Here is a 24,535-nt window from a genome sequence, read left to right on the forward strand (position 1 = left end):
AATTCACCCCCCATAAATTAGCAAACATACTAATAAGTATATTTATTAATTCCTAAGTTTACAAGTACAACTAAGATTATGCTAATCTTAATATTAAATATTTCTGTTTGATTTTATCTATGAGATCTGACGACTTTTTTCTTCAATGGTTTTTTCTAAAGTTTGCAAAAAATCATCTTTATTTAGTCCTGGATATATTGGAGGAAGGATTTCTATTATTGCCTTTCCGGAATTCTTGCTCAAGGAGAGTATATTTTTTGGCCAGAATAAACCAGTATTCAAAGCTACGGGTAGCACAGGAACAGATAATACGCTATATAAAGCAGCAATACCTGATTGATATTTTGTATTTTGTTTTGCAGTTGTTCTTGTACCTTCTGGGAATATTATTATGCTTCTATTTTCTTTTATACGCATTTTTGCCAATTTGATTATGTGACGTATAGAGCTAATGCCATCTGAGCGATTGATGAAAATCATTTTTAGTGCCATGAGATGTAAACCAATAAATGGAATCCATTTCAACTCACGCTTTAAAACAAAAACCGCTCCTTTAAATAGCAGTATAAAAATAAATGTTTCAAAAGGGGATTGGTGTTTAGATGCAATGATAAAAGGCTGCTTTGGAATATTTTCCATTCCTCTAACTTCATATTTAACTCCACATAATAAACGAAGCATGAGCAATACGACTCTTACTGAGAAGGAAAGGAAAATAGTTATTACACGTGCAGGAAAGAAGAGCACAGGGAGAGTAATAAAAGTATAGAATACCTCCCATAATATAAGAAAGAAATTAAATAAAAGGCCTGAAATCACAAATCTCACATAAACTCATTGAAATTTAACTTTATTACAAGCTAAATTCAACAAGTTTCATTATTGATCATCTGAGTGATAGGATGCGAATCAGATAATTTTTCCTTTAACTTTTCATTAGCAACGTGAGTGTATATTTGCGTTGTAGAAAGGTTAGTGTGCCCAAGAACCTTCTGTATCAACACAATATTTGCTCCGCTGTCCAGAAGATGAGTAGCAAAAGAGTGCCTTATCACATGTGGAGAGATATTCTTCGTATCGATATTGCATTTTTTTGCTAATTCCTTAAGTAATTGACCAATTCTTTGTCTTGTAATTGGTTTATTAAATTTATCACCTGGAAATAGCCAATCTGATTCCTTGCCATTAGCAACAAGATTTTCACGTACTGATAAATAATTCTTGAGACTTTTTAGCGCTTGTTCATTAAAAAGGATTTGCCTTTCCTTACCACTCTTTCCTTTTATTATTATGTAGCACTCTTTGTCACTACTCTTTATTATATGTGACACTTCATGTATCTTCATATTAATAAGCTCAGAAATACGCATACCAGAAGAGTAAAGGATGTCTAAAATAGCACATAGCCTTTTATTACCTATTTCTTTATTTGATTCATTTGCTAATTTTCTAACTGTATCCATTAGCAAAAATATCTCTTTCACGCTTAAATACTTTGGCAAAGGGCGAGAAAATTTCGGATTTTTTAATTCATCGTCATTAGCTGGTGCTGGGTTAAAATCTATTACTCCATCCTGAAATAAGCACTTATAAAAATTTTTCATTGCAGATATTTTCCTTGATATAGAGCTGCTTTTATAATTTTTTTCTGTACATAGAAATTTCACGTAATCTTTAATATTTGTTTTATTTGCGGCAACCAAAGTAGTACCACTTTTTGATAAAAATTCTTCAAGCTGGTGTAAGTCTGAACAATAACTTTCTAAAGTATTTTGTGTAGCAGACCTCTCTGAAGCCAAAGCATCTATGTAATATGTGATATAAAAATTTTCTTTCTTATTTTTCGACTGTTCATTTTTCATTATCAGCTCCTATATTTATTTCTTTAATTTTAATGTGATTGGAAGTGTGATCCGTATTCCTTATTAAAAAATATGAGACAAGTAAAGCATTTAACAACAGAATAAGCACTAAAAACCTTCTTTTTAATCTTTTTTTTAAATTTGTTCTTATCATTACCATAGTTAAAATTATAACACAAAATCTATAAAAAAACACCTTACAAAGCGAGTATTATAAAGTTATTTTTAACCATATCGGTCTATATTGATTATAACATAATATTTATTATAGTTCTACTATAAATAAACAGAAATTTTAGCTATGTTAGTTAATAAATCTTTAGTATACAAATAGAAATCATGTTACGCTCTTTTTAACAAAGTACTAATAAACGGAATTGTAATATTTGATCCCATAGATTCACTGTCTATTTTCTCTATAATCTTATTAACACTATAAAAAGAACGCTCTATTCTTGCTAAAATGTAATTAATCACTTTTAAATCAATTTTTAACTGTTTATCCGAAAATCGTTTTATCAGCATAATTCTTAATAATTCCTCACTTGCAGGTGAAATTTTTAATGTAATAGTTGCTAATATTCTAGAACTTAAGTCTCTTAGCTTAAAATTAAGCTTTTTTGGCAAGATTGAAGAAGTCATGAGCAACCTCTTATTATTTTCTTTCATATAATTATAACAGTGTAATAACATTGTTTCATCTTTAATATTTTGTATATCTTCTAAAATGAAAGCATCGCTATACCTAATCTCGCTTACAAAATTATTCACATTGATAAAAATTGCATTATTTACTGATTGCCAAATATGTGCAAGGTGAGTTTTACCTGAACTTTTAGGCCCAAAAAGAATCATACACTTCCAAGACAAATCATCAACTACCGAATGATATATGTCCCTATTTTCATCCAAGATAATAAAATTTTGCTGAGAATAATCAACTTGATTATTATTAAATAAATTTAATTGCACATTAGCCGTTTTTATAAAATTCACTCTTCAAATATTTATTGACTGCACATTCTACTGATACATTAAACATTGCAATTATTGGAATAAAAAGCAACACGCCTATAAATCCAAAATATGAAGCGCATATAGTAATTCCCAAAATAATTACAGCTGGATGTATATGAACTTTTTTTCCTATTAATAAAGGGACCAATATATTTGAGTCTATTAATTGCCCGGCACAAAATAATATTAAAACAGCAATGCTTTCAAACCATTCACTAAATTGAGTGACAGCGCTCAAAACACCAATTGTTGTATATAATAATGGTCCTACATAAGGTATAAATGTTAATATTCCTGATAAAATCCCAATAGTAACGGAATGCTCCAATCCTATTATACTTAGGCCCACTGAGTAAAAGATCATCATCACAATACATACATTTAGCTGTCCCCTTAGGTAATTAGATACAATAAAATCTATTTTTGAAAAATAATCTGCAATTTTTTCTCTGTGTGGGACAGGAATTAATCTCCTGGCTTTTTCTATAATTAAATGCCAATCACGCAATATATAGAAGAACACTACAGGAGTAATCACCATTAGTGACACTATTTGGATCAAGCTAAAGCTCGAACTTAACACTTGGATTGTGAAGTTACTTACAATATCAAAAGCATTTATGAAATATGATGCATAATCACTATAATTTTCTGCTAGATTTTTAGACAAATGCTCAAATAAATTATCATCTATTTTTATGTTAAGGAATTTCAATAAAGATGGGATTATTTTAAATCTAAGTGAAGGCGCTTTACTTACTAAAAAGTTTAATATTGAGGTGATTTTATAATATATAATAGGTAAAGCAAAAGTTATAAGTAATATAAAAATTATTAGTAAGGTAAGTATTATAAAAATTGCCGAACATAAACGTGGTATTTTATATTTTTCAAGTTTTACTACTAATGGATTAAATAAATATGCAGCAACAATGGATGCAAGGCATGGAAAAATCATAGGGCGCATCAAAAATAGCGCGCCAATTATGGAAAGCAGTATAAAACAAATAGTTACGTTACGTTTTTGCATGATTTGAGCATATCTGATTTACTGAAAATATAAAGAGCATTTTCTCTATACATCTTAATTAACGTAAAGCTTAAATTAGATTGAGAGTTTGTACTATATATTATACAATAGACGTTCCTTAAGAAGTATATCATGGATCATACTATTATAAGAAAATACGATATTAGAGGTGTAGTAGGCAAAGATTTACATATTGATGATGGATATGAGATAGGTAGGAAGTTTGGTCAAAACGTAGTTAATAGACCTCTTTCGAAACACGCTTCTGGGGGACAAATGCTAGAAGCATACGGAGCAGAAAACCGGAGTGTATTGGACATACATGAGGATTTGAGCACCGGAGCGACAACGCAGTTACCCCTGGAAGTAGAGTTTCGAAAGAGGTCTAATGTTTGTGTTGGTTATGACAGCAGAATAACTTCACCTAGTATAGAAAAAGAGCTAATTAGAGGCTTAACTTTATCCGGAGCAAATGTTATACGTGTTGGGCTCTGTTCCTCTCCTATGCTATACGCTGCAACGCAAATTATGCAGGCGGATCTTGGAATTATAATAACTGCCTCCCATAACCCAAGTGAATATAATGGCTTTAAGTTTTTTAGTAGTAAAAAGATTTTTTCAGATCAAGAAATAAAAGAGGTTATAAATAGCTCAATTAAAGACAGCATAAAAATTGGCAGCATAATTAATATAAACATATATAGCCAATATATCAGCATATTAAAAAGTGCATTGAAAAATAATACTGAACGGAAATTAAAAATAGCATGGGATTGTGGCAATAGTCCAGCAAGTGGCATTATAAGGTATATTGAAAAGATCTTGCCAGGCCATACACATATAGTAACTAATAACTCTATTGATGGAGCGTTTCCACTACATGACCCAGATCCAATAGAAGAAAAAAACCTTGCTCAATTAATTGACATTGTGAAAGAGCTTGGGTGTGATCTCGGGATTGCACTGGATGGTGATAGCGATAGGATACGCCTTATTGATAATAATGGTAATGTTGTGTCCAATGACCACTTATTTATGATTTTCGCACGTGAAGCGTTGAAGGAATATCCAGAAAGCAAAGTGGTTGCAAACATAAAAATGAGCATGAAGGTGCATGATTTTGTTAGCAAATTAGGAGGGCAAGTTATCACGTGTGCTACTGGACACTCACTAGTTAAGAAAAAGATGGTAGAAGAAAATGCGAAATTTGCCGGTGAATTAAGCGGGCATTTCTTCTTTTCTGAATTGGGTTTTGACGACGGATTATACTCTGCTATTAAGGCTGTTAACATTTTACTTGAAGACCAGCAGAGCTTATTTCAAATAATTGACGATTTACCAAAATTATATATCACCCACGAGGTCAAGATTGTAGTGAAGGATGAGAAAAAATTTCAAATAATTGAATCAATAAAAAAAATATTGGAGAAGCAAAATATTGTATTTTCAGACATTGATGGGGTTAAGGTAATCTCTGACAATCATAAAGATTGGTGGTTGCTAAGGGCATCAAATACACAAAACTGCATTACAGCAAGGTGCGAAGGCGACACGCTAGAAGGATTTGAGCTCACTAAAAAGGTTTTGTGCCATTATATTGATGAAGCTACGTCTTTAAATTAGTCTATTAGACGCTATAGTACTTTCTAAAGCGATGACCGAAGTTTATCATCGCTAATATTATCTATATTTAAGCTCTACCTTTTGTATCTGTTAACCGCTCAATACTATCTATTTTAATCTGTAAAGTACCTTTTATGAACTTATCAGCTTGCTTTTTATCCATTGTAACTTTATATTTATTTCCCTCCTGCTTGCCAGGTAATGTATACTTACACTTTGTATACTTACACTTTTTATAATCTAAGAGTTTGGTGAAACGATCACTATCGTCTGGATACATAAAAGTTACATTAATACCCAAAATCTCTTCTTCATTATGTTCTATATCAATTTCTGGTTTATGATCAATCTTATGCTCAGCTCCAATGATTTTTCTTATTGAATCTTCTACTGCTGTTTTTCTAATTTCTGGGCTTTCTTCAAACTTTTTCATAAACTCATTATATGAATCAATCTTTAAGCCATATTCTATATGTGTTTTAGGAGGTTCACTTGTGGGTGACTTATAACTTTTAAGATACAATTTCTTTCTGTACTGCTCATCTTGCTCTTTTACCCTAGCGAAATGCCTTTGAGGTTCAGTAAACCCATCTTTTCCTGGTGTTTCCATTCTGTTTAAGAAGTCCTCCACCGATTCTTCTTTAGCTGGCATTTTACGTGTAAAAGAAAATTCTTTTTTCAGCCTACCCCAATATGATAAAGAAGTAATGTTTGCATCTTTTGAAAAGACGTCCTTTAATCTCTTTACTGCATTGTATAGATTTGCTGGTGCTGGCTTATAATGTCCGCTATTGTTGTCTATATGTGTTATCAGACCTTCTTTTATCTCTATTAGACCAGAACATAAAATTGCTTTACCACCCCCAAGCGTTGAGTGACGGTAGGCATATCCTGTTTCTTCAACTTCATCTCTACCAACATCAAGGTGCTCATGAATAACCAACCTTCCATCAAGCATCATCGCATAAGCTACAGTGTCTGCTCTTCCTTTACTAGTCTTACCAGTTGTATCACATAGATTGCCATGAAAATCATATAACTTTAATTTTCCATCTTCTTTATCTACACGTACATATGCAGTATGTTCAGCCTGTTCCTTGGGAGTAAAATGTTTAACCTTAATGTCAGTACCAATAATTTTTCCTTCTTCACTAAACTCTGCAAAGAAACCAAAGCGCGGAAAAAGATTCTTAAATGTATCCTGTATCCAGTATAAAATCTTATCTATAATCTTAAAGAACCTTTTATTACCAAAATCGATAGATAGTTGCTCTTCTTTTGGTACTGGTCGATACTTAGATGTCGTAGCAGCTTCACCAAATTTCTTAGCAGCATCCTGAAACTTTTTCATTAGTTGTTCTTTTGGTATTTTTGGACGCTTAGATGTTGTAGCAGTTTTGCTGAGTTTCTCAGCAGCGCCCTTAAATTTTTCTATTAGTTGTTCTTTTGGTGTTGTTGGCTGCTTTATGTCTTTTGGCATTGTAAAAATTCGTTGTTTTTCCTTGTTATATAATATACCAATTTAGTTTAAAAATTAGTTAATAATTGATTATGGAATTACATTGAAATACTAAATAGTGTATACCATCACTTTTTCTGTATGTCTGAATGAACGTTATGCACCTATCGTTTGTTTTAGAAAGTTGCTATATACAGGCAAAAAAAATGGCAAACCTTATCGATTTTAGCTAGATATTACTGACCATTAACTAATCAGTTATTTACTCCAAGTATATTGTATGTATACTTATTACTAAATTAATTTTGAAATAATAAAAAATGAGTGAATTTAAATCAATCCGTAACATCGCAATAATCGCGCACGTTGACCATGGCAAAACCACTTTGCTTGATAACATGCTAAAACAAAGTGGTACGTTTCGTGAGAATCAAGAAATTCAAGAACGAGTGATGGACAGCGGAGATCAGGAGCGCGAACGCGGAATTACGATACTTGCAAAATGCACATCAATAATGTGGGGTGATGAAAAAATTAATATTATTGATACGCCGGGACACGCAGATTTTGGTGGAGAAGTGGAAAGGGTGCTTTGCATGGCAGATGGTGTGTTATTGCTGGTTGACGCTGCAGAAGGTCCAATGCCGCAAACGAAATTTGTGCTTTCAAAGGCGCTAAAGGCGAATTTAAAGCCAATTGTGATAATCAACAAAGTTGATAGGCCAGATAGTAGAATTGATGAAGTATTAAATGAAATATATGAGTTATTTTTTAACTTAGACGCAACTAATGAACAGTTAGATTTTCCAGTATTATATGCTTCAGGTAGAAATGGTTGGTGTGCTAAGGAGCTTGCAGATGAGAGAAAAGATTTAAGCCCATTATTTTCAACAGTTGTAGATTATATAAAACCGGCTGTTTATGATCAAAATGCACCTTTTGCTATGCTGGTTACTCTACTTGAATCTGATAAATTTCTTGGCAGGATATTAACAGGAAAAGTTTATCAAGGTATTGCAAAAGTCAACTCAGATCTTAAAGTGCTTGACCTTGATGGTAAAATAATCGAACGAGGAAGATTAACTAAATTGCTCTCTTTTTCTGGTTTGAAACGTATTGGAGTAGAAGAGGCGGTAGCAGGAGACATAATTGCAATTGCAGGGCTTGAAAAAGCTTCGGTTTCAGATACCATTTGCGTGCCAGAAATGACAACTGCTATAAGCTCAACTCCGGTTGATCCGCCAACAATGGCAATTACTTTGAGTGTGAATGATTCACCTTTTGCTGGTCAAGAAGGTACAAAGCTTACCTCCACTGTTATAAAGGATCGTTTATATGCGGAAGCGGAAACGAATGTTGCGATTACTGTGACTTTGGCTTCAAGTGGTGATGCGTTTGAAGTCGGTGGACGTGGTGAATTGCAGCTTGGAGTGTTAATTGAAAATATGAGAAGGGAGGGGTTTGAGCTTTCGGTATCACGCCCTCGAGTGTTATTTAAAGAAGAAGGCGGTAAAAAACTTGAGCCTATAGAGGAAGTAGTAATTGATGTGGATGATGAATACAGTGGCATTATCATGGAGAAACTTAGCTTCCGTAAAGGTGAAGTGACGGATATGAGACCTTCTGGTAATGGAAGAACAAGGTTAACTTTTTTAGTGCCATCAAGAGGATTAATTGGTTATCAAGGGGAATTTTTAACTGATTCTCGAGGTACAGGCATAATCAACCGTTTATTTCATAGTTACGCTCCACATAAGGGTCCGATTTCTGGAAGACGCAATGGAGTGCTCATTTCCACTGATAAAGGCGAAGCTGTAGCATATGCAATTTTCAATTTGCAAGACAGAGGAATCATGTTCATTAAACCTCAAGATAAGGTGTACGGAGGAATGATAGTCGGTCAGCATAGCCGTGATAATGACCTGGAAATAAACGTATTAAAAGGTAAGCAATTAACAAATGTAAGAGCATCAGGCAGTGATGAAGCTATAAAACTCACACCACCGAAAATAATGACTTTGGAGGATATGATAGCATATATAGATGATGATGAGTTGGTGGAAGTAACTCCAAAATCTATACGTTTACGCAAGAAATTTCTTGATCCAAATGAACGTAAACGTGCAGGAAGAGCAAAGAGTAAAGAATAGACTCCATAACTGCAGTCGGCATTTAACACTAGACCCATATTATGGATAGTCTACTACTTTAAATCCTATCCTACAATTTGGATTATTATGAGGATGGGCTATAAATTAAGTTATATATATATATCGTCTAAAAATTCCTTTTCCAGGGAAGTTGCTTTATAAAATGTGTCAAGCATTTGTGATCTTGTAGACTCTGTTGCTTGCTCAGCAAGCTTATCGAAAATTTCTAAAACGTATTCAACATTCTGCGAAAACTCTCTACCAGAATAAGTTTCAATCCAAAGGTGAAAAGGATTGTTATCTATAGCATTTTCTGCAATATATAACCCCACCTTATGATAAATCCAAAAAGCAGGTAAAACAGCGGCTACAATGATTTCAATAGGTTGAGTAGTTGATATATCAAGCAAATATTCTATGTAATTTGAGGTTGCATTTGTAATATTACCTGTCATTTCCAATTTGAGCTCATTTTGGGTAAATTCATTTACAATTTCTTCGCCAATAATTATTGTATCAAGTGCAAATTTTGAAAATTGTTTGATATATTTTGTGTTTTGTGACAATGCTGCAATCTTAGCAAGTACGCGTGCCAAACTTTTTAGGTATATAGAGTCTTGCTCTATATACTGGCCAAACTTTCTTTGTGGTAATGTTCCACGTATTAACTCTTGGTTAAATGGATGCTGAGTAATAGCTTGATAAATATCTTGTGATTTTTCCCAAGCTTTTTCTGATAATTTCATTGAAATACCTTGCTTAATTTTTTTTTAAAGAACTAAAGCTCTCTTTACAAATATACCACTTACATAAAAAAAACCAGAACTTTTATGCACTCAATCTTAATATGTTCAATATAGCATAAATAAATTATTTATTTATCTGTATTGTTCAATGCTGGGTCAGCAAAAGCTTCTTCCCATGTTCCTTGAGTTGCTGCACGGCTATATTCAGTAACTCTATTTTCAAAAAAATTGGTGTGCTCTACACCATTTAATATTTCATCGAGCCACGGAATAGGGTTGTCATTAACATCATATATTGATTTAAGGCCTAACTGCGTTAATCGTCTGTTTGCTATATAGCGTATATAATTACGCACTTCTTCTGCTGACAAACCTTCAACATCCCCTAGATCAAAAGCAAGCTTTATGAATTCATCTTCAAGCCCAACAATGGTACGGCATGCAGAGTATAATTCCTCTTTAAATTCGTCATCCCAAATTTCATTATTTTCTTTAACAAATGTATTAAATAACATAATAATTGAATTTGTATGCAGAGTTTCATCGCGAGCTGACCAAGCAATTATTTGTCCCATACCCTTCATTTTTCCAAAGCGTTGAAAGTTGAGCAAAATTGCAAACGATGCAAATAATTGTAATCCTTCAGTAAAAGCACCAAATATAGCGAGAGTTTTTGCTACGTGTTTTTTATCATGTTTTTTACTTTCTTCGAATTCTAGCATATATTCATATTTTTTTCTCATAGCGTCATATTTTAAAAACGCTTCATACTCGCTTTCTGGCATTCCAATTGTATCTAAAAGATAGGAGTAAGCTGCAATATGTATCGTTTCCATATTAGAAAAGCTCGCAAGCATCATGCATATTTCTGTTGGCTTGAATATATTTGAGTAATGTCTCATGTAACAGTTATTCACTTCAATGTCTGCTTGAGTGAAAAATCTAAAAATTTGAGTTAATAAATTCTTTTCTGCCTTTGAAAGCTTAGTTTTCCAATCCTTTACGTCGTCAGCTAGTGGAACTTCTTCAGGTATCCAATGTATTCGCTGTTGCTGCAACCATGCATCGTATGCCCAAGGGTAATTAAAAGGTTTATATATTGGATTTGCTTCTAGTAATGACATTTATGTACCTGCTATGTTTATTTTATATTAAGTAATATTATAAATCAGTCAATTTAACTTTGTTGAAAATTAATTATAAATACCTTATCATCACTTTAAGTATCTGGTTAATAAGAATGCGAATATTAATATCCTTTGTTTTAATTTTTTTATTTTCAATAAGTTGCACACATACTATTCAGAGTCACGGGGCTCCAGGTATGAGTGTTCAACTGTGGAGCCAAATAAAAATAGGCGATGATAAAGAAAAGGTAGTTCATACTTTAGGATCGCCAACATTAGTATCAAAATTTGATGATAGTATTTGGTATTATGTTTCGTACAAAATCAAACAAGCTAACTTTCTAGGAAAGAGAAAATATAGCAGCAAATCTCTGCAAATTTCATTTGACCATGACAGCAAAGTTGCAGATATAAAAGAAATTAACGTCTCGGAAAGATCTCTAGCATCTGTTAATTCTTGACTTCTTGGTTGAAATATATAATAATAAAACTATATGCTTTAAAGTAGAGAGAAAAACCATGCATTATAATACATTTACAATTATACTTAAAGAAGCAAGCACATCAAAAAATATAATTGAGGCGTTCAAGCAGAAATTACAAAAAAAGTGTCCAGATGTGCATAAGAAGTGGCAAGAAAAGAAGTTTGACATAAACCACATATTTACTTTAAGTTTTGGCTCACATGAATATAAAGTTACATTATTGTTTGCAGCCATTTTATGCAATAATGAAAGCGTGGTAACCAGTTTGCTAAGGAGTGGAGCAGATCCTAATGTGGTATGTAATAGATATATGGATATCACTCCCTTAAGTTTAGCTATTGATAAAAATTATACAGACATAGTAAGTGCTCTATTAAAATCAGACAAAATAAACGCTAATGAAAAAGGTGATTTTGGATTGACCCCTTTACGTCGGGCTATTGAAAAAAATCACGTAGATGTAGTACATGTTCTAATCGAAAAACTAGGATGCATTAATAAAAAAGATCATAATGGTAGGAGTTCTTTACATTGGGCTTCTCAAAGTGGCCATAAAGATATAACAAACGCTCTAATAGCAAAAGGAGCAGATGTTAATGCAAAAGACAATTATGGAAATACTCCTTTACATTTGGCTGCTAAAAACAATCATAAAGATGTAGCAGATGTTCTAATAGCAGCAAAAGGAATAGATGTTAATGCAAAAGATAATGATGGAAGTACTCCTTTACATTTTGCTGTTCACAATAACCATAAAGATCTAGTAGATGCTCTAATAGCAAAAGAAGTAGATGTTAATGCAAAAGATGATAATGGAAGTACTCCTTTACATTTAGCCGCTAAACAGGGCAATATACAAATAGCCAAGATTCTACTTGCAAATGGAGCAAACCATTCATTACAAAATAAAGCAGGTGAAACTCCGATAGACTTGGCTGAAGATAAAAAATCTAAAAAAGCTACAGATAGCTCTATTAAGAAAGATGATGGTGAAGAAAAGCAATCAGAAGATAGAGCAGATAAAACTCGAATAAACTTAGCTAAAAATAGAAATGTCGGAGGGTTTTTAGATGGAGCAGGAAAACAATCTAAAAAAGGTGGCGAAGAAACTAACTCAAATTTTACAAATAGCTCTAAATGTGGTGATGAAAAAAAGCAATCAGAAGATTCAGCTACAATAGGAGGGATTGCAGTTGCCCACACTAGCAAATCATCAACAAGCTTCTTCAGTCAACACAAGTGGGAAATTGCATTGATAGCAGATTTTGCTGTTGGTATTGCTGTTGGTGCTGTGGTTGGATCTATTACTAGCTTAAGTATTGGTATAGCTGTAGGATTTGGTTGTGTTGTAATTGGTGCTATTATTTGTGCTGCTGCATATATGCTTTTAAAGCCTAAAAGAGAAGTTACAGTGGAACAAACGCCTGTAGAGAAACTTGTATCTGAAGGAAAAACTATAGCACATCCTGCCTAATTAATTTTTGTCATACTATTATTATATAGATCATAGAGCATTTGCGGAGAAGGTAACAATTTACCTAATTCCAATTAATTCTTGACTTTTTTACTAAAATACATAATAATTAAACTATATATTTTAAATTGGAGAAAATCATGAAAGAGTACAGTATTGTAAAAATGTTATATAAAGTAAATAATCTTCCAAATCTGGATGGGAAAAATGTAGTCAAAAAGATAAAAAACGAGTTTATGCTAGCAATAAAACATGAAGACTACAAAACTGAACGTCAAACTATAGAAACAGCATGTAAAGACTGGAAAGATGGTGGCTCGAAGATTGATCACTTCTTTAAATTTAACACTTATCCCTGTGAAGTTTCTAACTCAAGGATTTATGAGCAAACATTGTTACACTTTGCTGCTAAGCATGGTTATCAAAATGTAGTAAATGCTTTGCTCAAAGCAGGAGCAAAAATTGATGTAATGGATGTATTAGGTCGTACTCCTTTATACTTTGCTGCTCACAATGGTTATATGGATGTAGTAAATGCTCTAATATCAAAGGGAGCAAAGGTAGATTTATTAGACTTTAATAGTAATACCCCACTACACCTTGCTGCTCAGAATGGCCATGTGAATATAGTTAATGCTCTAATAAAAGCAAATGCAGATGTTAATGCAGTAGGTGGATATGAAAACACCGCGCTACATCTTGCTGCTAAAAATGGCCATATAAATGTAGTAAATGCTCTAATAAAAGCAAAGGCAGGTGTTAATGCACAAAACACAAATGGATACGTTTCGCTACACCTTGCTGCTCAAAATGGTCATATAGATGTAGTAAATGCTTTAATAGACGCAGAAGCAAAGACAGATTTATTAGGTGGTACTTTTGACAAAAAAACTCCTCTACATCTTGCTGCTGAAAATGGTTATGAAAGTGTGATACAAGCTCTAGTTACAAAAGGAGCGAATATTAATGCACAGAGTAGCTATTATAAAAATACTCCTCTACATCACGCTTTTTTTGAGGGCCACGATGGGGTAGTTCAATATCTAATAGGTAAAGAAGCAAATGTTCTTTTAAAGAATGATAAGGGTTGGACCCCAAGTGATTGTGTGAATAGAGGGATTCCAAAGCTTTTAAAGGAAGCAGAAAAAGCAGCTCAAATGCCTGTTAAAGTTGGAGTTGTAGTTGGTATTATACTTATGTCTTTAATTGCTACATTACTTATATTCTCTTACTTACCCGAAGTAGCAATTGCTGGTATAGTTGTAGGATCTTTTATTCTAATTGGTACCGTTGTTGGTGGTGTTGCATATATGTTTTCAAAGCCTAGCACTGAAATAAAAGTAGAGAATACGCCGTCTGTAGAGAAAATTGCATCTGAAGTTCCTATGCCAGGCTGATAAATTTTTGTCGTTCTATAGCTTTAGCTACTAGGCCATGTGAACAAAATTTGGGGTAGCTATATAAGTGCCCCAAAAAATTCAAAAAACCTCAGTTGTTTTATCAAATCGAGAGAAAATGCGCATAAAATTCTCGATTTTACCGAAAAAACATTTGATCAAATGTTGTTCTTTATAAATATACCCATTAGACAATTTTGCTGTCAAATCTTCCTCGAATACATTCGAGTGTTCTGCTCTGCTTCTCTTAATTATTTCTCATAAAAATTTCCTATCATAATAAATAGATTATGTAAAAGAGCTAATATCTATTGCCTTTCAATTGCTTTGACAGAAAGAATAAGTTGATTTTTTATGGAAAGACATTATATGTAAGGCATATAGAGGTAAAATTATGAACGAAGCAGAACAAAAAGAGCTAAACCGAGAGCTTTATATAAATATAATTAAAGTAGATGTAGAGAGAGTTTTAGAGTGTATAGAAGCTGGAGCGGACGTTAATAAAGTACCGCTTGATATGATGGGTACTCCTATATGTACTGCTGCCCAAAGAGGCAATGAATGTATAATTAATGCTCTGATAAAAGCAGGAGCAAATGTTAATTTTCAAGGTATCTATGTATCATTTGATGATATGAAAGCCGGTATAGATTTTAGTGATAAAGATATTAAAAATTTAACTCCTTTGCATATTGCTGCTAAAGAGGGCCATAATAATCATGTAATAGACATCCTATTAGATGCAGGTGCAGATCTTAATGTAAAAGATGCACATGGAATGACGCCTTTGGATTGGACTGTTAAAAAAGGTTACACAGAGTGCAGTAACACTCTAATCTTGTACACTCTGTTACGTGATATTAATGGAGAGAAACCTGATTGTGTCCTCAAGAATTCTAGTCTATCTGAATATTGGTCTTCGTTTCAGAATATGGCGAATAAGGAGAGAATGAGCATGAGAGATGAAAACATTGATGGGAGCAATGTAACACTCGATAGTGTCTTGTTTACAAAAGATGAAAATTACTTGGCAGATTTGGTATCTAACACTAATATGCAAGAATGTTTAAAAGACAGAGAATACATAAAGAAATGGGAAGATGCTTTCTTTTTCTATGGTGATCATATAGAAAGAATCATAGCAGCCCAGCATAATAAAGGAAAGGAGAGGAAAGACTCTCTAGGTATCTTAGAAGAATTATTAAGACGATATGGTTCAGATAAAAAGCAGCTTGATAAATTAATTAAAAAGGTAATACATCTATCACCGCAATGTTTCAGTAAAATTATAAATCAACCCAAAGAGAAAACTGGTCTGTTCCCTATAGTAATCGGTGTAGATAAAAGAAGTCTTAGAGAACTACCTCTATTTGCATTTAATGAAATAATGGAGCCATTTACTATGTTAACAAATGTAGAGATAGCAACTCTGAAGAAGGAGATGATGTGTTAGAAGTTAGCAAAATAAGGAGAAATTATGGAGTAAATATTACATGTATGATCAAAGATCATAAAAAAAGCATCATATGGTAAAGAATTTCATAGAAAAACCTATGTGCGGTAAGTAGACCAGCCAGTTATATAGATAATTAGAAAAATCAATCTCGTAGTAAAAAAACTTGCCTTTAGATAAAAACAGTTATACATTTTAATAAATCAGAGTTTTATTAAAAATGAAGAGCTTAAAGGAATTATCCTTAAGAATTAAGACTATTAAATCTTCACAGAAGATCACAAAAATAATGCAGATGGTTTCTGCAGCAAAATTATTGCAAAGTCAAAAGAGGCTATCAAACTCAAAGCTATATATATCTAAGCTCCATGGGATTATTTCTTCATTAGTGCTAACTGCAGGTGGAGAACTACTAGCGAAAATTTTAAATGTCGGTAACGAAGATTCTTGCTTAGCATTTATTATAGCATCTGATCGTGGCCTATGCGGCAATTTCAACTCTTCTGTTATCAAGTTTAGTCAAGAGCATATAAATAAATTAATCACAAATGGTAAAAAAGTAGACATCGTATTTCTTGGCAAAAAAGCTTTTGATATGGGTAAAAATAGATTTGACTCTAAAAACATTTTAAAAACTAAGAATAGCAAGGGGATCACACTAAATGATGTAGGTGATTTAATTAATGATATAGACTTAAGTAAATACAATAAGGTTAAAGTTTTTTATAGCAAATTTTATAATACCTTCACGCAAAAGCCAATGATGGAAATAATAAAGCCATGGAGTAATGATTCATCGTTAATTGATAGTTCTTTGATTAAGAAAACAACAGACTATAACTATGAATTTGAACCACAAAATGTTGAGTTCATTTTAAAATCTTTGATTCAAGATTATGTTGGAATTGCTCTTTATTCTGCTTTGCTTGAAAGTGCAACAAGTGAAAATAGTGCTAGAATGGTTGCCATGGAATCAGCAAATAGAAACACTAAAGAAATGCTGAATAAATTAGCACTACTTTATAATCGCTCTCGTCAAGCAGCAATTACAACTGATTTGATTGAAGTGATAGGTGGTGCAGAATCTTTATAGAAACTGAAGGGATAAGAAATGAATATATTAAATATTGCAGCAGACATCACTAAGCTAATAAAAAAGCAAAATCTTGATGCGGAAGTAACTATATATGAAACTAATAAAATCTCAGTTTCTCAGCGCCTATCAAAAGTTGAGCAAATATCACAATCTAAGAATTGTACTATAGGAATCAGGGCTATAGCAGATAAAAACAAAGCTGCATATATTTCCACTAACGATCTAAATAACCTTAGTGATACGGTGAGCCAAGTGGTAGAAATGGCAAAAAATGCTCCAGAAGATCCTTATATTAATTTTGCTATGGAGAGAGGTCACCATGCCTCTTATACGGATTTAAGTATTTTGGATAATAATGTTGTCACTATTGATAATCTAAAAGAAATTGCTGAAGCTGCAGAAAATTCAGCTCTTGAGCATAAAAATATCACGAACTCTGAAGGAGCGTCTTCTTCATATGCTTTAGTAAATACGGTATTATCCACCGTTTCTGGTTTTGTAGGCTCATTTAGCAAATCTACATTTGCTAATCAGGTCTCTGTTGTTGCTGGAAAAGAAAATGAAATGAAGGTTGGTTATGATTACGATGTAGCATGTAATTTTAATGATTTAAAGTCACCAGAGTTAATAGGCAAAGAAGCTGCAAAAAGAGCAGTCGAACAGTTAAATTCACGTACAATAAAAACTGGCAAGTTTCCAGTTATTTTTGAGAAAAGGGCAGCAAAGGCGCTAGTAAAAAGCTTTGCCTCTGCTATAAATGGCAATAGTATCGCAACTAATAGTTCTTTCTTGCGGAATAGCTTAAATACTCAGGTTTTTAGCGATAGAGTTAACATTATTGACGATCCACTGCTCTCAAGAGGAATAGCATCAAGACCCTTTGACGGAGAGGGTATAGTTAGTAAGAAAAACATATTTATAAAAAATGGAATACTACAGAATTGGATTTTAGACCTATATTCTGCTAAAAAATTAAACTTGGAAACAACTGGAAATGCAACCCGCGCAAGCAATGCTGCAATTACCCCTGCAGCCAGTAACCTTTATATTGAAAACGGTAGTGTATCATTTGAAGAGCTGATCAGGGAAGTAAAAGAAGGTATATATGTAACAGATTTATTTGGTTTTGGTGTCAATGTGATTAATGGTGATTATAGCCAAGGAGCATCAGGATTTTTCATAGAAAATGGAAAAATAACATACCCGATACATGAGATTACTATTGCTAGCAATTTAAGCTACATGTTTATCAACTTGGCCCTAGCAGATGATCTCACATTTTGTGGGCAATTTAATTCACCAACAATTAAAGTTAATGAAATGACAGTTGCTGGTTCTCTTAATAATTAAAAAATTTAGTTGCATTAAGAACAATAACTGTATATTATTATTCTGTAATGTTAAGAATAGACTATGGAGTACAAAGGTTTAGTTTCAAGAGCTAGACTTAAGACATTCTCAATCATAATTTCAAAGTTTTTCATCACATTAATAATATTAATTAATAACTGGAGTAGTTTAAATGGAATACGGTAATGTAAAATGGTTTAATGCCGAAAAAGGCTATGGTTTCATCAAGCCAGAAGGTAATGGGGCAGACGTTTTTGTACACATCAGTGTGCTCGAGCGTTCAGGAATAAGACCTGATCAACTTAAAGGAGAAAATACGGAGAAGGGGAAAAAAGGAGAGAGAGTAAGTTATGAGATTAAAGAAGAAGTTGGCAGAGATGGGAAATCAAAAAAATCTGCAATAAACTTAAGATTGGAAGATTGATCATATATGAAATCTTTTAATAGAGTGAACATATTGTGAGTAATTTTCATGAGATGGAGCTCCCGATCTTGCTTAAGCAAGCGCTAGATGAAAATAATCTTTCTCTTCCAACTCCTATTCAAGCGCAGGCGATTCCTTTAGCACTAAAGGGTAAGGATATTCTTGGGTCGGCACAGACAGGAACAGGGAAAACTCTAGCGTTTGCTATCCCACTTGTTGCAAAATTGCTAGATAAATCCAGTACGGGATTAGCTTTAGTTATTGTGCCTACAAGAGAGCTTGCAAGCCAAGTAAAAAGGGAAATAGAAGAAAAGCTTTTACCTAAAGGTTCAATGTTTAAGCTTGCTTTATTGATTGGTGGGGAACCTATCTTCCCGCAAATAAAACAGCTTAATGCAAAACCTAAAATTATAGTAGGTACACCTGGCCGTATTATTGATCATATCAAACGCAAAACTCTATCTCCTCATAATATTAGTACTCTTGTACTTGATGAAACGGATCGTATGTTTGATATGGGCTTTGGAGTTCAGATTGAAGAAATTATGAAACACCTACCAAAACAAAGGCAAACCTTTATGTTTTCTGCAACTCTTCCGAGTAATATAGTGAAGCTTGCTGAACGATATCTTAATCAGCCAGAGCGTATCTCCGTTGATCATGATATTGTAACTTTTAAAAAAATAAAACAGGAAATCATATATGTTACAGAATCAGCTAAGTACGACAAGCTCTTAACACAGCTGATTGAACGAGAAGGATCTGTTATTATTTTTGTAAAAACGAAGCATGGGGCAGATCAACTAGCTGACAAACTACGCAAAGATGATTATAGTGCTTTGGCAATTCATGGTGATTTAAGACAACAAAAACGTGAAAGGGTTCTTAATTCTTTTCGCCGTGGTCGTAATCAAATTATGGTTGCAACTGATGTAGCTTCTCGTGGTCTTGATATCCCGCACATTCAACATGTTATCAACTATGATATACCGCAATCGCAAGACGACTATACTCATCGTATAGGTAGAACTGCGCGTGCAGGAGCTGAAGGGTTTGCATTATCTTTCATTACACCACAGGATAAGAGAAAATTACCTGCACTCGATCAAAATGAAGGAGAGCCAAATTTTGATAGTAAAGTACCGTTTAAAAAACATAACGTCAAAAGCAAAAAGGTTTTTAAAAGACCAGGTGCGTTAGACGTTAAATATGGTAGGAAAAAGGTCAATACTTTCAAAAAGAAAAGTAGAGTATTAGCGAAGGCGTATTAGCAGAAAACATGAGTGTATTAGATATACATGAGGGTTTGAGCACCTCAGCGACAACTCAATTGCATGCAAAAGTAGGGCTTCGAAAGAAGCCTATTGCTTTTAATCCAAAATTTGGGTTTTAAGCTAGCTATGCAAGAGTTCTATTGTCTTAAAAAGAGTGCCCATATTTTCAGTCAATCTAAGAAATTCACTAAAAATCCTATTTTTTTGCGCTTCGTTTGCATTTTTCATCAAAGCCTGTGCTCTTTCCTTTATTCCAAAGGAGTATAAAAATTCTCTTTGAGTTGAAATTTCACAATCTACGTACTTTAATGAATCTTTCAGCGCTTGAAAATTCACAAGCGCAGTAATATCACTACTCCCAACATTCTCAAGAAAATTGGAATATTTATGCTGCTTTATTGATTGCAAAGTGCTCCTATAAGAAGGATATATATAACCATAATCTATGATTAAGACGGCTCCCTTATTATTATATATCTTCTTCTCAAGTTTTTTTAATATTTCAATTCCAGCATGGCATATTTCTACTACTGCACCATTAAAACCATCTGTCATCCCAGTGCGTGACACTGGGATCCAGGAATTGGATAATGCTAGTTCCGATTGAGAGAGTCTGGCAATTTTCAATCCGTTGTCATCCTGTATTACTATTCTATTTTCATACCACTGTCCATTATGGTAAATAAACTGATCAATTGGAAGAGCATCAAAAAATTCATTTGCTAAAAAAATGGTGGGATTCTCTGGCAGATTATCAATGTTTTCATGCCAATTAACTTCTATATCCATTAAAGTTTGCTTTTGTATGTTTCGTAAAACAGGGCTTATTTCAACTAAATGAATAGACATTGAATCAAAAAAGTCTTTGTATTTCTTAGTAATTCGTACCACATCATGAATAAGTGTTCCCTTACCTGGCCCAAGCTCAACTAGAGAAAATTTTGATGGTGTTCCTAATTTTTCCCATGTATGCATGATCCAAACTGCAATTGCTTCACCAAACAATTGACTGATTTCAGGTGCAGTAACAAAATCGCCATCTTTACCAAGTGGGGTTTTGCTCATGTAATAGCCGTATTTTTGATGATATAAAGCAGCATTCATGAAATCGCTTATAGATATTGATCCTTGATTTTTGTCAATTAATTTGCTGATATAAGTGATCATATTATTAATAAATGTTTAACTATAGCGTGTCATACTATAAAATAGTAGAGTATTCATATATATGGTATAAACTTAAGTTTATGAGTAACAGTGCTTCAGTTATGGACGATCAAGACACCGATTACGTTACCATTGTGCCTAAGGATGGTGATATTGAACACAAATTTGAAGAAGTTGTCAATTTTATAGAAAATAAGGTTATAAGTGCTGATGGACTCACTTTAGCAGAGGTGTTTCAAGCACTAGTTCAAATGTTAAACGGTGATTTAGAATTAGTAAAAAAAGTGCTAGCACATGCTAATATTATGGCAAAGCACGGAATGAAGGTAGCAGAAGAGTCGAAATTGCGCAAGGCTGATGTTCGCCGAGCTTTAGAAGGTAAACACAGTGTCATTAATATGCAAAATTTCATAAAAGCACCACCTATTCCGCCTGCTGTGAAATTACCAACAAAGAAAGGTAGAGGTCTTTGATGGCTGAATCTATAAAAAAATTTACTGTACAATGTGACTTCAAAGGGCAAAGTTCGCCTTTTGCAATATATATAGGAAACCCAAAAAGTGATGCTCATCCAATTCAGCATCAAGACTCTTGGCTTGTAAAGGAACGTGGAGGGAATATCCCTAATAAAGTGAAAGAAAGTCTACAGAAATTGTATAAATTATCTCAAGAAAATGGAATTTCTTTCTCAGAATTATGTGCATATGCCATCACTGTGGTGAGTAATAACAATAAAAATGATAAGAGTGATAATAATGAGATTAGTTGAGTGTTGCTAGTCCTCACCATTCAAGATACAAGGTCTAATGTAAAGGTTTTCTTTTGCTAAGCGTAATCCAATTTCAAAGGGCTTGCTATTATATTCTACAATAAGGTATCATTACTCATATAGGTTGTGATAGGGGGCAACATTATGGCAATGGAAAGAGAGGAAGCTCTAGCAGTATTAGAGTTTAATTCAAGTTACAATCCTAGTTACAATCCTAGTGAACAGGAAATCAAAAAGGCATATAGAAAATTAGCTCTAAAATATCATCCTGATAAACATTCAAATGAGAGTGAAGATGAGAAAGAGCTGGCAGAAGAAAAATTTAAAAAATTAGGCACAGCGTATGCTGTTCTTACTAATCAATCTGCAGAGGAAGCGATAAAACTTTGTGACGAAGATTTAGATCAAATTAACTCCAGAGAGGATCTATTAAACTTTTTACATTTTGCTATTTTAAATGAGAAGAAGGATTTTTTAGACAAGTTACTTTCTAAATTTAAGAGTGGTGAAGGTGAAAAATTTGGTAATTATATTAATTATCGTCCAGAAAAAGGTTTTACAGCACTAGGTACAGCGATTTATTTTGGAAAAGAGTGTAATGCTGAAGTTGTTGAATTACTTCTAAAATATGGAGCAGATGCTAAACTTAAGATTGGCTTTTTAGGCTACTCACCATTGACTACTGTTTGTTTGAGAAAAATAAGCAATATCAAAGTTGTGGAGTTGCTGATACAATATGGTGCAGACATTAATTCACAAGACAAATCATTTTTTTCTACTTTTACTGCATTAAGCAGTGCTTGCTTAATTGGTCACACTGGCATTGTAGAATTTTTACTAAAACGTCATGCAGATCCTAATTTATCGGATCCATTATACTCTGCTTCTAGAAAATGTCATGTTGATGTCATAAAATTACTCCTGCAATACGGTGCAGAGCCAAAAAAAAGTGCTAATGGGTATTTAATGGGACATGTTCGTGACCATTATGATACTGGTAAACCACGTGATCGCGCTAAAGAATTATTTTTACCGTATGGTTATAATAATGATGTTAAGAAATTGCTAGTGCAGTATGGTGGTATTGACAAAGAATATCTGATGTTAAATACAGTATTTGCTTTTTCTCTTTGTTGTATTGCAATACGTTTTGCAATTTATGGTGCTGCATTTCCTTTGTATTTCATACCAGCAGTAATTCTAGCACTGCCTGCATTATTATGTACATATAACGCTCTGTACGCTTTTATAAAACCTACATTTTTTCCAACTAAACCTTCCCATGAATTTGTTGAAGTTGAAAGTGAAAGGGTGATGGGTCTAGAAGGTGATGTAACACGAGGTAGCAGTTAGGTGTAGTTTAATTTATAAAAAGCTTCTTTTTAAGGGACTTGCTATTATATCTACAATAATGTAAAATTAATTATATAAGCTGCAGTAGGAATAGAATACTATGACAATGGAAAGAGAGGAAGCTCTAGCAGTATTAGAGTTTAATTCAAGTAATAATCCTAGTGAACAGGAAATCAAAAAAGCATATAGAAAATTAGCTCTGAAATATCATCCTGATAAACATTCAAATGAGAGTGAAGATGAGAAAAAGCAGGCAGAAGAAAAATTTAAAGCATTGGGTGCAGCATATAAAATACTTAGTAATGAACCTAAGGAGAAAGTTGATAAATTTCTGGATGAGACTTTAAGTGATGTTCTAAGTGAGATTTGTAGGGAAAAAAGACAAAAATTAGATAAAACTCTACTAAGTGGTGAAGAATCTATAGAGGAATTGTCTAATTTAGTATGCGATGCTTGCTCATGTGATTATCCACAGTTTATAAGTAAATTATTTAATAATGAATCATTTAAAAAGTATGAGAAACGTGATTATTTAAATAAAAAGGATGAGCATGGTAAAACAGCATTACATTATGCATTGGGAAGAAGTACAGATAATACTATAAAACTGCTTTTAAATAATGGGGCTGACCCTAACGTAATAGACAATAATGGTAAATCAGCATTACATTATCTTTTTGATTCCTATCTTAGTTTTGAACTTTGTAACGTATTACAGTTTCTGTTAGAAAAAAATGCTAATACTAATATACAAGATGAAAATGGCCAAACACCATTGCATAGATTATGTCAATATCGCTATAAGCATACTAAAGGCTTCCAACCTTTTGAACAAAAATATACAAACCTTGCGAAAATGCTTTTAAGGGCAGGTGCTAATCCAGATATAAAGGATAATTATGGTAAAAAACCAGTGGATTATGTTGAATATAGAAGTGTCATTGGAGAATTACTTGGCGCTCATAGTTACAAGGAAGCGCTTTACTATTCTGTTCTTGCGATACCATTAGCATGTCTTGCAGTAGGAATGCTCTATGAATTAGCTGTGGGGTGTAGTAAAGCATCGGACAACCAAATTTTAGATTTAAATGACAAAATTGTAATTTTACTCGTTGCAACAGTTTTGACTGTTCTTGCAGTATATTATGCATACAGTGCTGTATGTGCTGCATTCCCAGAACCTTCATCTGAACTTAAGGAAGCAAGAGCAGAGTATCTTAGAAGTAATTTACAATTACAAGATAAAGGTAATACAATAGGTGTGGTTTAATTTATGGAG

Annotated in this window: 22 protein-coding genes and 1 pseudogene; 14 read left to right on the forward strand and 9 right to left on the reverse strand. The window is 33.2% G+C overall.

Annotated features, from left to right (window positions below; genetic code table 11):
• Positions 1-117 precede the first annotated feature (117 nt).
• From ASM33_RS02370 to ASM33_RS02385, 4 genes are all read right to left on the reverse strand, one after another.
• Complete coding sequence (locus ASM33_RS02370; RefSeq protein ID WP_110410521.1) at positions 118-819, reverse strand: lysophospholipid acyltransferase family protein; 702 nt, start codon at positions 817-819, stop codon at positions 118-120.
• Positions 820-866: 47 nt separating this feature from the next.
• Entirely contained in the window at positions 867-1,862 is a 996-nt protein-coding gene (locus ASM33_RS02375; RefSeq protein ID WP_110409209.1) for a tyrosine recombinase, read from the reverse strand.
• A 342-nt stretch (positions 1,863-2,204) separates the two neighbouring features.
• Positions 2,205-2,834 carry a DnaA ATPase domain-containing protein gene (locus ASM33_RS02380; protein WP_110409208.1) on the reverse strand — a complete coding sequence of 210 codons (630 nt, stop codon included), beginning with the start codon at positions 2,832-2,834 and terminating at the stop codon, positions 2,205-2,207.
• 1 nt (position 2,835) lies between these two features.
• Complete coding sequence (locus tag ASM33_RS02385) at positions 2,836-3,909, reverse strand: AI-2E family transporter (RefSeq protein WP_110410520.1); 1,074 nt, start codon at positions 3,907-3,909, stop codon at positions 2,836-2,838.
• A 132-nt stretch (positions 3,910-4,041) separates the two neighbouring features.
• On the opposite strand from ASM33_RS02385, the gene ASM33_RS02390 reads away from it, so the two are divergent.
• The gene (locus ASM33_RS02390; RefSeq protein ID WP_237342949.1) at positions 4,042-5,532 is read left to right on the forward strand and encodes a phosphomannomutase/phosphoglucomutase; all 1,491 of its coding nucleotides are present in this window, start codon (positions 4,042-4,044) and stop codon (positions 5,530-5,532) included.
• A 67-nt stretch (positions 5,533-5,599) separates the two neighbouring features.
• Here ASM33_RS02390 and ASM33_RS02395 read toward each other — a convergent pair whose 3' ends face one another.
• A complete protein-coding gene (locus tag ASM33_RS02395) occupies positions 5,600-7,012 on the reverse strand; it encodes a hypothetical protein (protein WP_237342950.1) in 1,413 nt (470 codons plus the stop codon).
• 299 nt (positions 7,013-7,311) lie between these two features.
• On the opposite strand from ASM33_RS02395, the gene typA reads away from it, so the two are divergent.
• A complete protein-coding gene (gene typA / locus ASM33_RS02400) occupies positions 7,312-9,141 on the forward strand; it encodes a translational GTPase TypA (RefSeq protein ID WP_110410519.1) in 1,830 nt (609 codons plus the stop codon).
• A gap of 110 nt (positions 9,142-9,251) precedes the next feature.
• Here the strand turns inward: typA and ASM33_RS02405 are convergent, their stop codons facing one another.
• Both ASM33_RS02405 and ASM33_RS02410 read right to left on the reverse strand, forming a co-directional pair.
• Positions 9,252-9,887: a TenA family protein gene (locus tag ASM33_RS02405; protein ID WP_110410518.1), complete on the reverse strand. Its 636-nt coding sequence runs from the start codon at positions 9,885-9,887 to the stop codon at positions 9,252-9,254.
• A gap of 128 nt (positions 9,888-10,015) precedes the next feature.
• A complete protein-coding gene (locus ASM33_RS02410; RefSeq protein ID WP_110410517.1) occupies positions 10,016-11,011 on the reverse strand; it encodes a ribonucleotide-diphosphate reductase subunit beta in 996 nt (331 codons plus the stop codon).
• A 200-nt stretch (positions 11,012-11,211) separates the two neighbouring features.
• Here ASM33_RS02410 and ASM33_RS02415 point away from each other — a divergent pair, with 200 nt between their 5' ends.
• From ASM33_RS02415 to ASM33_RS02425, 3 genes are all read left to right on the forward strand, one after another.
• Positions 11,212-11,475 carry an outer membrane protein assembly factor BamE gene (locus tag ASM33_RS02415; RefSeq protein WP_237342951.1) on the forward strand — a complete coding sequence of 88 codons (264 nt, stop codon included), beginning with the start codon at positions 11,212-11,214 and terminating at the stop codon, positions 11,473-11,475.
• Positions 11,476-11,533: 58 nt separating this feature from the next.
• A complete protein-coding gene (locus ASM33_RS02420; RefSeq protein ID WP_110410515.1) occupies positions 11,534-12,973 on the forward strand; it encodes an ankyrin repeat domain-containing protein in 1,440 nt (479 codons plus the stop codon).
• A 140-nt stretch (positions 12,974-13,113) separates the two neighbouring features.
• Positions 13,114-14,370 (forward strand): ankyrin repeat domain-containing protein, encoded by a 1,257-nt coding sequence (locus ASM33_RS02425; RefSeq protein ID WP_110410514.1) that lies wholly within the window; start codon positions 13,114-13,116, stop codon positions 14,368-14,370.
• An 81-nt stretch (positions 14,371-14,451) separates the two neighbouring features.
• Here the strand turns inward: ASM33_RS02425 and ASM33_RS08670 are convergent.
• Positions 14,452-14,550: pseudogene (locus ASM33_RS08670) on the reverse strand (IS5/IS1182 family transposase); the annotation flags it as partial.
• A gap of 214 nt (positions 14,551-14,764) precedes the next feature.
• Here ASM33_RS08670 and ASM33_RS02430 point away from each other — a divergent pair.
• From ASM33_RS02430 to ASM33_RS02450, 5 genes are all read left to right on the forward strand, one after another.
• Positions 14,765-15,823, forward strand: a complete 1,059-nt coding sequence (locus tag ASM33_RS02430; protein ID WP_110410513.1) for an ankyrin repeat domain-containing protein — start codon at positions 14,765-14,767, stop codon at positions 15,821-15,823.
• A 220-nt stretch (positions 15,824-16,043) separates the two neighbouring features.
• Positions 16,044-16,916, forward strand: coding sequence for an ATP synthase F1 subunit gamma (gene atpG / locus ASM33_RS02435; protein WP_110410512.1), 873 nt, complete (start codon positions 16,044-16,046; stop codon positions 16,914-16,916).
• An 18-nt stretch (positions 16,917-16,934) separates the two neighbouring features.
• A complete protein-coding gene (locus ASM33_RS02440) occupies positions 16,935-18,269 on the forward strand; it encodes a TldD/PmbA family protein (protein WP_110410511.1) in 1,335 nt (444 codons plus the stop codon).
• Positions 18,270-18,441: 172 nt separating this feature from the next.
• Positions 18,442-18,693 (forward strand): cold-shock protein, encoded by a 252-nt coding sequence (locus ASM33_RS02445; RefSeq protein WP_110410510.1) that lies wholly within the window; start codon positions 18,442-18,444, stop codon positions 18,691-18,693.
• 35 nt (positions 18,694-18,728) lie between these two features.
• Positions 18,729-19,964: a DEAD/DEAH box helicase gene (locus ASM33_RS02450; RefSeq protein ID WP_110410509.1), complete on the forward strand. Its 1,236-nt coding sequence runs from the start codon at positions 18,729-18,731 to the stop codon at positions 19,962-19,964.
• Between the two features lie 123 nt (positions 19,965-20,087).
• Here the strand turns inward: ASM33_RS02450 and ASM33_RS02455 are convergent, their stop codons facing one another.
• Positions 20,088-21,134 carry a class I SAM-dependent methyltransferase gene (locus ASM33_RS02455; RefSeq protein ID WP_110410508.1) on the reverse strand — a complete coding sequence of 349 codons (1,047 nt, stop codon included), beginning with the start codon at positions 21,132-21,134 and terminating at the stop codon, positions 20,088-20,090.
• 80 nt (positions 21,135-21,214) lie between these two features.
• On the opposite strand from ASM33_RS02455, the gene ASM33_RS02460 reads away from it, so the two are divergent.
• The 4 genes from ASM33_RS02460 to ASM33_RS08320 all read left to right on the forward strand — a co-directional run bounded on the left by ASM33_RS02460 (position 21,215) and on the right by ASM33_RS08320 (position 24,526).
• The gene (locus tag ASM33_RS02460; protein ID WP_110410507.1) at positions 21,215-21,607 is read left to right on the forward strand and encodes a hypothetical protein; all 393 of its coding nucleotides are present in this window, start codon (positions 21,215-21,217) and stop codon (positions 21,605-21,607) included.
• On the forward strand, positions 21,607-21,903 hold the full coding sequence (locus tag ASM33_RS02465) for a DUF2610 domain-containing protein (protein ID WP_110410506.1): 297 nt from the start codon (positions 21,607-21,609) through the stop codon (positions 21,901-21,903). The genes ASM33_RS02460 and ASM33_RS02465 overlap by 1 nt, the downstream gene beginning before the upstream one ends.
• Before the next feature lie 144 nt (positions 21,904-22,047).
• Positions 22,048-23,256: an ankyrin repeat domain-containing protein gene (locus ASM33_RS08315; RefSeq protein ID WP_110410505.1), complete on the forward strand. Its 1,209-nt coding sequence runs from the start codon at positions 22,048-22,050 to the stop codon at positions 23,254-23,256.
• 106 nt (positions 23,257-23,362) lie between these two features.
• Complete coding sequence (locus ASM33_RS08320; RefSeq protein ID WP_410543250.1) at positions 23,363-24,526, forward strand: DnaJ domain-containing protein; 1,164 nt, start codon at positions 23,363-23,365, stop codon at positions 24,524-24,526.
• The last annotated feature ends 9 nt before the right edge of the window (positions 24,527-24,535 follow it).

It is taken from the genome of Wolbachia endosymbiont of Folsomia candida, from assembly GCF_001931755.2.
In the GTDB taxonomy this organism is placed as follows: domain Bacteria; phylum Pseudomonadota; class Alphaproteobacteria; order Rickettsiales; family Anaplasmataceae; genus Wolbachia.

Excerpts from the sequence above, each read along its gene's own strand:
- ASM33_RS02375 (WP_110409209.1), bottom strand. The coding sequence starts at position 1,862 with ATGAAAAATGAACAGTCGAAAAATAAGAAAGAAAATTTTTATATCACA.
- ASM33_RS02385 (WP_110410520.1), bottom strand. The coding sequence starts at position 3,909 with ATGCAAAAACGTAACGTAACTATTTGTTTTATACTGCTTTCCATAATT.
- ASM33_RS02390 (WP_237342949.1), top strand. The coding sequence starts at position 4,042 with ATGGATCATACTATTATAAGAAAATACGATATTAGAGGTGTAGTAGGC.
- ASM33_RS02395 (WP_237342950.1), bottom strand. The coding sequence starts at position 7,012 with ATGCCAAAAGACATAAAGCAGCCAACAACACCAAAAGAACAACTAATA.
- typA (WP_110410519.1), top strand. The coding sequence starts at position 7,312 with ATGAGTGAATTTAAATCAATCCGTAACATCGCAATAATCGCGCACGTT.
- ASM33_RS02405 (WP_110410518.1), bottom strand. The coding sequence starts at position 9,887 with ATGAAATTATCAGAAAAAGCTTGGGAAAAATCACAAGATATTTATCAA.
- ASM33_RS02410 (WP_110410517.1), bottom strand. The coding sequence starts at position 11,011 with ATGTCATTACTAGAAGCAAATCCAATATATAAACCTTTTAATTACCCT.
- ASM33_RS02415 (WP_237342951.1), top strand. The coding sequence starts at position 11,212 with ATGAGTGTTCAACTGTGGAGCCAAATAAAAATAGGCGATGATAAAGAA.
- ASM33_RS02420 (WP_110410515.1), top strand. The coding sequence starts at position 11,534 with ATGCATTATAATACATTTACAATTATACTTAAAGAAGCAAGCACATCA.
- ASM33_RS02425 (WP_110410514.1), top strand. The coding sequence starts at position 13,114 with ATGAAAGAGTACAGTATTGTAAAAATGTTATATAAAGTAAATAATCTT.
- ASM33_RS02430 (WP_110410513.1), top strand. The coding sequence starts at position 14,765 with ATGAACGAAGCAGAACAAAAAGAGCTAAACCGAGAGCTTTATATAAAT.
- atpG (WP_110410512.1), top strand. The coding sequence starts at position 16,044 with ATGAAGAGCTTAAAGGAATTATCCTTAAGAATTAAGACTATTAAATCT.
- ASM33_RS02440 (WP_110410511.1), top strand. The coding sequence starts at position 16,935 with ATGAATATATTAAATATTGCAGCAGACATCACTAAGCTAATAAAAAAG.
- ASM33_RS02445 (WP_110410510.1), top strand. The coding sequence starts at position 18,442 with ATGGAATACGGTAATGTAAAATGGTTTAATGCCGAAAAAGGCTATGGT.
- ASM33_RS02455 (WP_110410508.1), bottom strand. The coding sequence starts at position 21,134 with ATGATCACTTATATCAGCAAATTAATTGACAAAAATCAAGGATCAATA.
- ASM33_RS02460 (WP_110410507.1), top strand. The coding sequence starts at position 21,215 with ATGAGTAACAGTGCTTCAGTTATGGACGATCAAGACACCGATTACGTT.
- ASM33_RS02465 (WP_110410506.1), top strand. The coding sequence starts at position 21,607 with ATGGCTGAATCTATAAAAAAATTTACTGTACAATGTGACTTCAAAGGG.
- ASM33_RS08315 (WP_110410505.1), top strand. The coding sequence starts at position 22,048 with ATGGCAATGGAAAGAGAGGAAGCTCTAGCAGTATTAGAGTTTAATTCA.
- ASM33_RS08320 (WP_410543250.1), top strand. The coding sequence starts at position 23,363 with ATGGAAAGAGAGGAAGCTCTAGCAGTATTAGAGTTTAATTCAAGTAAT.